Annotated in this window: 10 protein-coding genes; 7 read left to right on the forward strand and 3 right to left on the reverse strand. The window is 72.1% G+C overall.

Annotated elements, in window-relative coordinates; genetic code table 11:
* The first annotated feature begins 62 nt into the window (after positions 1–62).
* Together DLJ59_RS03555 and npdG are read left to right on the forward strand one after the other, a co-directional pair.
* Positions 63–1,493, forward strand: a complete 1,431-nt coding sequence (locus DLJ59_RS03555) for an RNB domain-containing ribonuclease (RefSeq protein ID WP_124771078.1) — start codon at positions 63–65, stop codon at positions 1,491–1,493.
* A 94-nt stretch (positions 1,494–1,587) separates the two neighbouring features.
* Positions 1,588–2,286: an NADPH-dependent F420 reductase gene (gene npdG / locus DLJ59_RS03560; protein ID WP_124771079.1), complete on the forward strand. Its 699-nt coding sequence runs from the start codon at positions 1,588–1,590 to the stop codon at positions 2,284–2,286.
* Between the two features lie 102 nt (positions 2,287–2,388).
* Here npdG and panB read toward each other — a convergent pair whose 3' ends face one another.
* Complete coding sequence (panB, locus tag DLJ59_RS03565; protein WP_112620285.1) at positions 2,389–3,234, reverse strand: 3-methyl-2-oxobutanoate hydroxymethyltransferase; 846 nt, start codon at positions 3,232–3,234, stop codon at positions 2,389–2,391.
* A 188-nt stretch (positions 3,235–3,422) separates the two neighbouring features.
* Positions 3,423–5,180 carry an NAD+ synthase gene (locus tag DLJ59_RS03570; protein ID WP_124771080.1) on the reverse strand — a complete coding sequence of 586 codons (1,758 nt, stop codon included), beginning with the start codon at positions 5,178–5,180 and terminating at the stop codon, positions 3,423–3,425.
* Between the two features lie 318 nt (positions 5,181–5,498).
* On the opposite strand from DLJ59_RS03570, the gene glnA reads away from it, so the two are divergent.
* The 4 genes from glnA to DLJ59_RS03590 all read left to right on the forward strand — a co-directional run bounded on the left by glnA (position 5,499) and on the right by DLJ59_RS03590 (position 8,654).
* Positions 5,499–6,848 (forward strand): type I glutamate--ammonia ligase, encoded by a 1,350-nt coding sequence (gene glnA, locus DLJ59_RS03575; RefSeq protein ID WP_030330117.1) that lies wholly within the window; start codon positions 5,499–5,501, stop codon positions 6,846–6,848.
* 89 nt (positions 6,849–6,937) lie between these two features.
* Positions 6,938–7,363: a DUF350 domain-containing protein gene (locus DLJ59_RS03580; protein ID WP_124771081.1), complete on the forward strand. Its 426-nt coding sequence runs from the start codon at positions 6,938–6,940 to the stop codon at positions 7,361–7,363.
* A gap of 69 nt (positions 7,364–7,432) precedes the next feature.
* Positions 7,433–8,125: a helix-turn-helix transcriptional regulator gene (locus DLJ59_RS03585; RefSeq protein ID WP_124771082.1), complete on the forward strand. Its 693-nt coding sequence runs from the start codon at positions 7,433–7,435 to the stop codon at positions 8,123–8,125.
* Between the two features lie 145 nt (positions 8,126–8,270).
* Positions 8,271–8,654 carry a VOC family protein gene (locus tag DLJ59_RS03590; RefSeq protein WP_124771083.1) on the forward strand — a complete coding sequence of 128 codons (384 nt, stop codon included), beginning with the start codon at positions 8,271–8,273 and terminating at the stop codon, positions 8,652–8,654.
* A 456-nt stretch (positions 8,655–9,110) separates the two neighbouring features.
* On the opposite strand, the gene DLJ59_RS03595 is transcribed toward DLJ59_RS03590, so the two are convergent.
* Positions 9,111–9,596: a hypothetical protein gene (locus DLJ59_RS03595; RefSeq protein ID WP_124771086.1), complete on the reverse strand. Its 486-nt coding sequence runs from the start codon at positions 9,594–9,596 to the stop codon at positions 9,111–9,113.
* Positions 9,597–9,781: 185 nt separating this feature from the next.
* Here DLJ59_RS03595 and DLJ59_RS03600 point away from each other — a divergent pair.
* The coding region (locus DLJ59_RS03600; protein WP_124771084.1) for a Vgb family protein at positions 9,782–10,646 on the forward strand (865 nt) is incomplete at its 3' end.

A 10,646-nucleotide genomic window follows, 5' to 3' on the forward strand; every position in this document is an offset into this window, starting at 1 on the left:
CAGGTGGATTTCTCGGCCGGTCACCGGAAGCGGATCACCGGTGGCGCTGTCAGGATTGACCCGTGGTCATCCGACGCGTACTCGCGCCCCGCATCGACTTCGGCGCTCTGCGCCGCGAACTCGGCCTGCCCGAGGAGTTCCCGGCCGACGCCCAGCGTGAAGCGGACGAGGCGGCTGCGGCACCGCCGCAGCCGCCCGTCGACCGCACCGACATACCGTTCGTCACTGTCGACCCCGCCACCTCGCGGGACCTGGACCAGGCGATGCACCTCGCCCGCCGCCCAGGTGGGGGCTACCGGGTGCGGTACGCGATCGCCGACGTCGCCGCGCACGTCACCCCCGGTGGGGCGTTGGAGGCGGAAACCTGGCGGCGGGGGCAGACCATCTACCTGCCCGACGGGAACGTGCCGCTGCACCCGCACACCCTCAGCGAGGGTGCCGCCAGCCTGCTGGCCGACGACGACCGCGCGGCGGTGCTCTGGACCATCGACCTGGACGCCGATGGCGCCACCGTGGCCGTCGAGTTGGAACGCGCCCTCGTGCGCAGTCGCGCCAAACTCGACTACACCAGCGTGCAGGCGGCGGCCGAAGCCGGGCGGTTGCCCGACCCGATCGCGCTGCTGCCGGAGATCGGCGACCTACTGACCGCGCGCGGGTTGCGGCGCGGCGCCATCAACCTGCCGCTGCCCGAGCAGGATCTGGAGCCCGACGGTGAGGGCTGGCGGCTGGTGCTGCGCGCGCCGGTGCCGATGGAGGAGCACAACGCGCAGATCTCCCTGCTGACCGGGATGGCCGCCGCCGACATCATGCTGGCCGGCCGGGTCGGCCTGCTGCGGACCATGCCGGCGCCCAAACCGGAGGCGGTGCAGCGGCTCCGGGCCGCCGCCGCGCCGCTGGGCGTGCACTGGCCGGACGACGTGGGCCCGGGCCAGGTCATCGCCGGGCTGGACGCCGCCCAGCCGCGCGCCGCCGCGTTCATCGACCAGGCGGCCGAGCTGATGCGCGGTGCCGCGTACACCGCCTTCGACGGGGAGCTGCCGGAGCAGCCGGAACATGGTGGCGTCGCGGCCGCGTACGCGCACGTGACGGCGCCGTTGCGGCGGCTGGCCGACCGGTACGCCACCGAGGTCTGCCTGGCCCTGCACGCCGGCCAGCCGGTGCCCGACTGGGCCCGCGCCGCGCTGCCCCGGCTGCCCGAGGTGATGGCGAGCACCGACCGGGTCGCCTCGGCGGCCGCCCGTGGCGCTGTCGAGTTGGCCGAGGCGGCGGTGCTGGAGCACCGGGTGGGCGAGACCTTCGACGCGGCCGTCCTCGACGTCGACGCCCCGCCCAACGGCAAGTCCCGGCCCCGACCGCCCGGTGGCACCGTCGCGTTGGACGCCCCGCCGGTACGCGCCCGCTGCCTCGGCCAACTGCCGCTCGGCGAACGGGTCCGGGTCCGACTGGTCACCGCCGACCCGGCAGCCCGGACCGTCCTGTTCGAGCTGGCCTGAGCGGGCTCCCGGCCGCGCGCTGGCGTCGGGGCAGCGGGCATTCTCACAGCGCTCGGCGATGCTGACCCAGCGAGCGGTTTGCGAGGATGAGGCCATGGCATACGACGCGAGCACGCTGCCCGACGTGTCCGGGCTGACGGTCGGCATCATCGGCGGCACCGGCGACCAGGGGCGAGGACTCGCCTACCGGTTCGCGCGGGCCGGCCAGACGGTGCTGATCGGATCACGGTCGGCCGAGCGGGCCGCCGAGTCCGCGGCCGAGATCGCGGCCCTGCCCGGGGTGCCGGCCAGCGGCAGCGTCACCGGTGCGGCCAACGAGGAGGTGGCCCGACGCAGCGACGTGGTGATCATCGCGGTGCCGTGGGACGGGCACGCCGCCACCGTCGCCGCCCTCGCCGAGCCGCTCGCCGGCCGGATCGTCGTCGACTGCGTCAACCCGCTCGGGTTCGACAAGCAGGGCCCGTACGCGCTGACCGTCGCCGAAGGCAGCGCCGTGCAGCAGGCCGCCGCGTTGCTGCCCAACTCCCGGGTCTGCGCGGCGTTCAACCACGTCAGCGCACCGCTGCTCGCCGATCCCGAGGTCGACCGGATCGACCTGGACGTGCTGATCTGCACCGAGGACCGCGAGCTGGTCGACATCGTCGGTGCGCTCGCCGCCCGGATTCCCGGTATGCGGGGCATCTACGCCGGCCGGTTGCGCAACGCCCACCAGATCGAGGCGTTCACCGCCAACCTGATCGCCATCAACAAGCGTTACAAGGCACACGCCGGCATCCGCGTCACCGACCTCTGACCCGAGCGGCGTGACCCACTCCGGTTCCATGAAATCGCGGTGTCCCGGCGTCCGGGACACCGCGATTTCGGCAAACCCGAGTGGATCACGCCGTGCTGGGTTCTAGAAGGTGTGCTCGGCGGCGGGGAACTCGCCGCCGCGCACCTCGTCGGCGAACCGGCGGGTGGCGTCGGTGAGGGCGCCGGCCAGGTCCGCGTACCGCTTGACGAACCGGGGGGCCTTGCCCGTCCGCAGCCCGGCCATGTCCTGCCAGACCAGCACCTGCGCGTCGGTGTCCGGGCCCGCGCCGATGCCCACCGTGGGAATCGGCAGCTCGTGCGTGATCCGCTTGGCCACCTCGCCGGGCACCATCTCCAGCACCACCGCGAACGCGCCCGCCTCCGCCACCGCCCGCGCGTCGGCCAGCACCTCGTCGGCGGCGTCCCCGCGCCCCTGCACCCGGTAACCGCCCAGTGTGTGCTCACTCTGCGGCGTGAAACCGATGTGCGCCATCACCGGAATGCCGGCACCGACGATCGCGGCGATCTGCGCGGCGTTGCGGCGGCCACCCTCCAGCTTCACGGCGTGACAGCCACCCTCCTTCATGAACCGGACGGCGGTCCGCAGCGCCTGGGCCGGGCCCTCCTCGTACGAGCCGAACGGCAGATCACCGACGATCAGCGCCTGCCGGGTCGCCCGCACCACCGCCCGCACCAGCGGAAGCAGCTCGTCGGCGGTGATCGGCAGGGTCGTCTCGTAGCCGAACACGTTGTTCGCGGCCGAGTCACCGACCAGCAGCACCGGAACACCAGCCTGGTCGAAGATCGACGCCGTGTACTGGTCGTACGAGGTGAGCATCGGCCACCGCTCGCCGCGCTCCTTGGCGGCCATCAGATCGCGGGTGCGGACCCGTCGGGTGGCCGGGCCGCCGTACAACGCGGTCACCTCGTTCGGAGTGGACTCCACCATCTCTGTCTCCCTTCCTCGAGGCCGCCTGCGCGGTCCCCGGGTTCCGTCGCGATCGTCGCACCGTGCGACGGGGTGACGGCAGGGCCCAGTGCAAGATGTCACTCCGCCGCGACGCGAGGCCGCCGCGGACAACGCCGCGAGGCGGCACCGGGCCGCGCCACCGACCCGGCACCCCCCAGGGGTACGACTCAGCCGTGCTCGCGCCACCGGTTGGTGATCGGCAGCCGGCGGTCCCGACCGAACGCCTTCATGGAGATCTTCGTGCCCGGCGCCGACTGCCGTCGCTTGTACTCGGCGGTATCCACCAACCGCAGCACCTTGTCCACCACCGCCGGGTCGTGACCCGACTCGACCAGCCCGTCGCGGCCCAGGTCGCCGTCCACGTAGCCGATCAGGATCGGGTCCAGGACGTCGTAGTCCGGCAGGGTGTCGCTGTCGAGCTGGCCCGGGCTCAGTTCGGCGCTCGGCGGCTTCCCGATCGAGTTCTCCGGAATCGGGGCGGTCTCACCGCGCCGGGCCGCGTCCCTGTTACGCCACTTCGCGAGCCGCCAGACCAGCGTCTTCCAGACATCCTTGACCGGGTTGAAGCCGCCCACCGAGTCGCCGTACAGGGTGGAATAGCCGACCGCCAGCTCACTCTTGTTGCCGGTGGTCAACACCAGGTGGCCCTCCTGGTTCGACAGCGCCATCAGGATCACGCCACGGACCCGGGCCTGCAGGTTCTCCACGGCCACGCCGGACAACGACAGGTTCGCCAGGAAACCGTCGACCATCGGCTGGATCGGCTCGACGCGGTAGTCCAGGCCGGTGCGCTTGGCCAGGTCGGCGGCGTCCTCCCGGGAGTGCTCCGACGAGTGCTGGCTGGGCAGCGACACCCCGACCACCCGGTCCGGCCCCAGCGCGTCGACGGCGAGGGCGGCCACCACCGCCGAGTCGATGCCACCGGACAAACCGAGCACCACCGAGGGGAACCGGTTCTTGTTGACGTAGTCGCGCAGGCCCAGCACCAGCGCCTGCCACACCTCGGCCTCGTCGGCCACCGGCTCGATCAGCCCGCCGGTGACGGCCGGACCGGACGGCGTCGGCGGAATGCCGTCCAGCGTGCTGTGCACGATCCGCATGCCGTCCGCCACCGTCTCGGTGGTCGGCGCGGTGGCCGCGGCCGGCAGCTCGACATCGTGCACGAGCAGGTGCTCGACGAACTGCGGGGCCCGGGTGAGCAGCTCACCGTCGGCGCTCACGATCATCGAGTCGCCCTCGAAGACCAGCTCGTCCTGGCCGCCGGTCATGTTGACGTACGCGATGGCGGCACCCGCCTCGGCGGCCCGGCGGCGGACCAGCGGCAGCCGGATGTCGTCCTTGTTCAGCTCGTACGGCGAGCCGTTGATGTTGACGACCAGGCCGACGCCGGCCCGACGGGCGGCGGCGAACGGACCGCCGGCCTGCCACAGGTCCTCGCAGATGGTCAACGCGACGTCCACCCCGCCGATCCGCACGACGGTCAGCGAGTCACCGGAGACGAAGTACCGGTCCTCGTCGAAGACCCCGTAATTGGGCAGGTGGTGCTTGAAGTAGCGGGCGGCCACCACGCCCCGGTGCAGCAGCGCGGCGGCGTTGCGGGCCCCCCGGCCCGCCTCGGCGTCCCCGCTGACCTGCGGTGGCCCGTCGGCGTCCAGGTAACCGACCACGACCGGCAACTCGCCGAGACCATCGGCGGCCAGGTCGGCGGCCAGCCGCTGCACGGCGGCCTGGGACGCGGCGACGAAGGACCGCCGGAAGACCAGATCCTCGACCGGGTAGCCGGTCAGCATCATCTCCGGGAAGAGCACCAACTGGGCACCGGCATCGGCGGCCTGGCGGGTCCAACTGCGGACCAGGTCGGCGTTCCCGGCGAGGTCGCCGACGCTCGGGTTGACCTGGGACAGGGCGAGACGCAGGGTGGGCATGTCTTCATCTTGCCCCAGCCTCGTGGCGACAATCCGTAGCCTCGGACGAGATTGCCGCCACCCCGCCGCGACGGCGCTGGCCAGGCGGCGACGGCCGGAACTCGGCCGTCCGGGCGGCGGGCGGGGGCGGCGCGCACCCGACGGCCGGGGCGGTGCGGCACCGCGACGGCCAGGGCACCCGCTCGCCGGGCGGGACACGAGGGGACGGCCGGCGGCAGTTCGCGTAACGTCTGCGTAACCAGGCCCGGGAAGACTGGGCGATCAGGTCGGGCGCAGCCCGGCCAAGGCGGACAAAGAGTGTCGCGAGGGGTTGGGGAAGTGGACCGTCAGCAGGAGTTCGTCCTCCGGACGCTGGAAGAGCGGGACATCCGGTTCGTCCGGCTGTGGTTCACCGACGTTCTGGGCACGCTCAAGAGCGTTTCGGTGGCGCCCGCCGAGCTGGAGGCCGCCTTCGAGGAAGGCATCGGCTTCGACGGCTCGGCGATCGAGGGCTTCGCCCGCGTCTTCGAATCGGACATGGTGGCCATGCCCGACCCGACCACCTTCCAGGTCTTCCCCTTCGAGGGCGGGGTCAGCGGCGAGAGCGCCCGGATGTTCTGCGACATCCTGCTGCCCGACGGCAGTCCGTCCTGGGCAGACCCCCGGCACGTGCTGCGCCGCGCCCTGTCCAAGGCAGCCGAGAAGGGCTTCACCTTCTACACCCACCCCGAGATCGAGTTCTTCCTGCTGGAAAACGGCCCGCAGGACGGCTCGGTGCCCACCCCGGTCGACACCGGCGGCTACTTCGAGCACACCACCCACGCCGTGGCGCGGGACTTCCGCCGCCAGGGCGTGCTGGCGCTGGAACGGATCGGCATCTCGGTGGAGTTCAGCCACCACGAGGTCGCGCCCGGCCAGCAGGAGATCGACCTGCGCTACGCCGACGCGCTCACCACCGCCGACAACATCATGACCTTCCGGCACGTGGTCAAGGAGGTCGCGCTCTCCACCGGTGTGCAGGCCAGCTTCATGCCGAAGCCGTTCACCGACCAGCCGGGCAGCGGGATGCACACCCACCTGTCGCTGTTCGAAGGGGAGCGCAACGCCTTCCACGACAGCGGCGACCCGATGAAGCTGTCCAAGGTGGCGAAGTCCTTCATCGCCGGCCTGCTGGTGCACGCCCGGGAATACACCGCGGTCACCAACCAGTGGGTCAACTCGTACAAGCGGCTCTTCCCGCAGCACCTGCCCGACCGGATCACCGAGAGCCCGGCGTACGTCTGCTGGGGTCACCTCAACCGGTCCGCGCTGGTCCGGGTTCCCGCGTACGGCAAGCCCAACTCGGCCCGCGTCGAGGTCCGCTCACTGGACTCGGCCACCAACCCGTACCTCGCCTTCGCGGTGCTGCTCGGCGCCGGCCTCAAGGGCATCGAGGAGGGGTACGAGCTGCCGCCGGGCGCCGAGGACGACGTGTGGTCGCTGACCAGCGCGGAGCGGCGTGCCATGGGCTACGAGGCGCTGCCGGAGAACCTCGCCGAGGCGATCGACGTGATGGCCGGCTCCGAACTGGTCGCGGAGGTGCTCGGCGAGCACGTCTTCGACTTCTTCCTGCGCAACAAGCGGGCAGAGTGGGAGCAGTACCGCCGCGAGGTCACCCCGTACGAGCGGCAGCGCTACCTGGCGCTGTAGGCGCAGGGGCTGACGCGATTGCGCGGTGCCGCTATCGTCTCGATCACCGCGCCGGTACCCCTCCGGGCGGAGAGTCGGGAGGCAAGTCGGTGCTGGAGGATCTGCTCAGCGGTGCCTGGCAGAGCGTCGTGTTCGGGATCGTCGGCGTCGGGCTGATGGCCGCCGGGTTCGGGCTCGTCGACCTGCTCACCCCGGGCCGGCTACGGGACCTGATCTGGGTCGAGCGCAACGCCAACGCGGGGTTGCTGCTCGCCGCCAACCAGCTCGGCATCGCCGGGATCGTCTTCACGGCGATCCTGACCAGCTACAGCGACTTCGGCAAGGGGCTCGCCTCCACCGTGCTCTTCGGGGTGGTCGGGTTGGCGATCATGGCGTTGGCCTTCGTGGTGCTGGACCTGCTCACCCCCGGCAAGCTCGGCGAGGTCATCTGCTCACCCGAGCCGCACCCGGCCGCCCGGGTCAGCGCCGCCACCCACTTCGGTGCCGCGCTGATCGTCTGCGCCTGCATCGCCTGACGGCCGCCCTCCGCGCCGTCGCGCGGGCGGTCGCCGGGGGCGTCGTACCCCGGCCGTAGCGTGCCGGGTATGAACCGCACGGACCGCCTCTACGCGCTGGTCGAGGAGTTGCGGGCGGTGTCACCACGCCCGCGCAGTGCCCGCTGGCTGGCCGCGCGCTTCGAGGTGAGCAGCCGCACCATCGAACGGGACCTCGGCGCGTTGCAGGAGGCCGGAGTGCCGATCTGGGCCGAGCCCGGCCGCACCGGCGGCTACGTCCTGGACCGCGCCCGCACGCTGCCTCCGGTCAACCTGACCGCCGCCGAGGCGGTGGCGATGGCCGTGGCGCTGCACCGGCTCGCCGGCACGCCGTTCGCCGGGCCGGGTGCCACCGCGCTACGCAAGCTGGTGGCGGTGCTGCCAGCGGCCGACGCCGCCGAGGCGCACCGCCTCGCCGGCCGGGTGCACCTGATCGGCGACGGGCCGGCCACGCCCGTCCCGGCCACCGTCGCCGACGCGGTCGCCGCGCGGCGGGTGCTGCGCATCCGGTACGCGGACCGCGCCGGCACCGACTCGACCCGTGACGTCGAACCGCTCGGCTACCTCGGCAACTCCCGACACTGGTACCTGCTCGCCTGGTGCCGGCTGCGCGACGAGCTGCGCTGTTTCCGTACCGACCGGATCCGGGCAGTCCAAGCGCTGCCCGACGTGGTGGCCCGGGAGCTACGCCTGAGCGATCTCGACATCCCGAACGAACGACTCCGTCCGCTGAGTCTGGTCTGAGGTCGCGGCGGACCTCGGGCGGCTCTGGCCGGGCGCTCCCCAGTCGGATGATCCGGAAACACCGACAGGACGGTGTCGCGGACGGCACCGAGACTGCTCCAGACGACGGCCGAACGGCCGGCACGGGAAATTCTGGAGGCAGCAGATGTCCAGGTCCACCACGCCCATCACCTGGTTCGAGATCGGCACCGACCGCCCCGAGGAAGCGGAGAAGTTCTACGGCGAACTGTTCGGCTGGACCTTCGAGGAGCAGGGATCGGCCAACGGCGGGTCCTACCGGGTGACCGGGGCCGGTGGCGACACCGGGATCGGCGGGGCGATCCGGGGGACCGACGGGACCTCGCCGACCTACACGGTGTTCTACGCCGAAGTCGCCGACGTGGCGGAGACCTGCCGACGGGCCGAAGCGGCCGGCGGCCGGGTGCTGGTGCCGGCGCGGACGACGCCGAGCGGTCTCACGTCGGCCCACCTACTCGACTCGACCGGCAATCGTCTGGGCATCTTCACGCCCCCGCCCCAGCAGAGCTGACCGCCCTTTCCGGCGCTGGGCTGATGGCCTGGCTTGGCTTGGCTCGGCCTGATGGCTTGGCCTGGCTTGGTGATGGCTTGGCTTGGCTTGGCTTGGCTTGGCTCGGTGATCGACTCGGTTTTCAAGAAGTCGGGGTATCCGAGTGCGTCGGATACCCCGACTTGATGGAAACCGAGTGAAGTCGGGGTATCCGAGTGCGTCAGACACCCCGACTTCACGGAAACCGAGTGGATCAAGCCGCAACGGGGCCGGGTGGGCCCCGGCCCGGCAGGCGGACCGGGGCCGCTTGTGGCGTACAGAGGCCGACCCGGCCTGCCGGTGCCCCGGGCCTGCCGGGGCCTGCCCGGTCGGGCAGGGCCTGCGGGTGCGGCCGGGCCTGCCGGGGCTTGCCCGGCCGGGCCTGGCCTGCGGGTGCGTGCCGGGTCGGGCCGGTACCTGCCGGGTCGGGCCGCCGGACTACTTGGCGGGCGTACCTTCGCCGTGTTGTGCGCCTGGGCCGCGGTGCCAGCCCGGGCCGCGGTGCCCGCCGGGGCCGGGGAAGACGCCGGCCTCGACGGCCTTGGTGATGGCGTCGGCCTGCTCCTGGGTGAGCTTGCCGTCCTTGACCGCCTGCTCCAGGCGCTGCTTGAGCGCGGCCTGCCGGTCCTCGGCGGACGGGCGCTGCGGTCGGTCGGTCGGCCGGTGCTGCTCGCGGATCTTCTCCAGTGCGGCGGTCACCTTGTCGGTGGGCACGCCCAGCTCCTTGGCGAGCGCCTCGGCGAGCTCGCCCTGCCGGTCCTTCGCACCGGGCGCCGCGCCCGGAGCCGGGGCGGTGCTGGTACTCGGTGTCGGCGTGGAACTGTCGGCGGCGAACGCGATCGTCGGGGCCGCGATCCCGACGCCGAGGACGCCGGCGGTGGCCAGGCCGGCCAACAGGTGCTTCCTGCGGATGGTGCGGGACATGCTGTCCTCCAGGGGTTCGGTCATCGTGCGCTGACGTGACCGACAGTGACCGGGCAGTCTGGGCGGAAGCCGTGGCGACCCTGTCAGCGGGCTGACAATCCTGGCCGCCGGGGGCCGAAAATCGGTGGTGTCGTCGCTGGCTGAGTGGTCAGGGTGGACGATTCACCGACGGAAGGACACGTGAAATGACCGTCGAAATTCGGGAAATTCCACTCGTCGGGCCGGAATCCGGACCGTACGGCATCACGGCCGGCCCGGACGGCGCGCTGTGGCTGACGCTGGCCCAGGCCGGCGGGATCGCCCGGTTGTCGCCCGACGGCGCAGTCCGGACCTACCCGCTGGAGCCGGCGGGTGGCCGCCCGTTGATCATCACGACCGGAGCGGACGGTGCGCTCTGGTTCACCCGCTCGGGGGACGACCGGATCGGTCGGATCACCGTCGACGGCGAGCAGCGGACCATCGCACTGCCGGCCGGCACGGGGCCGTGCGGCATCGCGGCCGGGCCCGATGGCGCGCTCTGGTACGCCGGGATGAACTCCGACACGATCGGCCGGGTGGAGACCGACGGCACCCACAGCGCATTCCCGCTGCCGGTGACCGGCGGGTTCCCTTCGATGATCACTGCTGGCGCGGACCGGGCGCTCTGGTTCACCCTCAACCAGGCGAACGCGATCGGCCGGATAGACCTCGACGGCAGGGTGACGCTGTACCCGTTACCCACCGTCAATGCGGGCCCGGTCGGCATAACCCTCGGCGACGACGGCGCCATCTGGTTCGTGGAGATCGCGGCCGGTCAACTCGGCCGGATCGACCCGGACGGCGAGATCGTCGAGTTCCCGCTGCCGGACCGGTCGGCCCGTCCGCACGCGATCGTCGCCGACCCGGACGGCGGCGCGTGGTTCACCGAGTGGGGCGCCAACCGGATCGGTCACCTCGATCCCAACTGTCGCATCGAGGGGTACGCCCTACCCACCCCCGACGCCGAACCGCACGGCATCACCCGCACCTCCACCGGCATCTGGGCCGCCCTGGAAATCGGCGCAATAGCCC

The organism is Micromonospora inaquosa (genome assembly GCF_003857055.1).
GTDB lineage: Bacteria > Actinomycetota > Actinomycetes > Mycobacteriales > Micromonosporaceae > Micromonospora > Micromonospora inaquosa.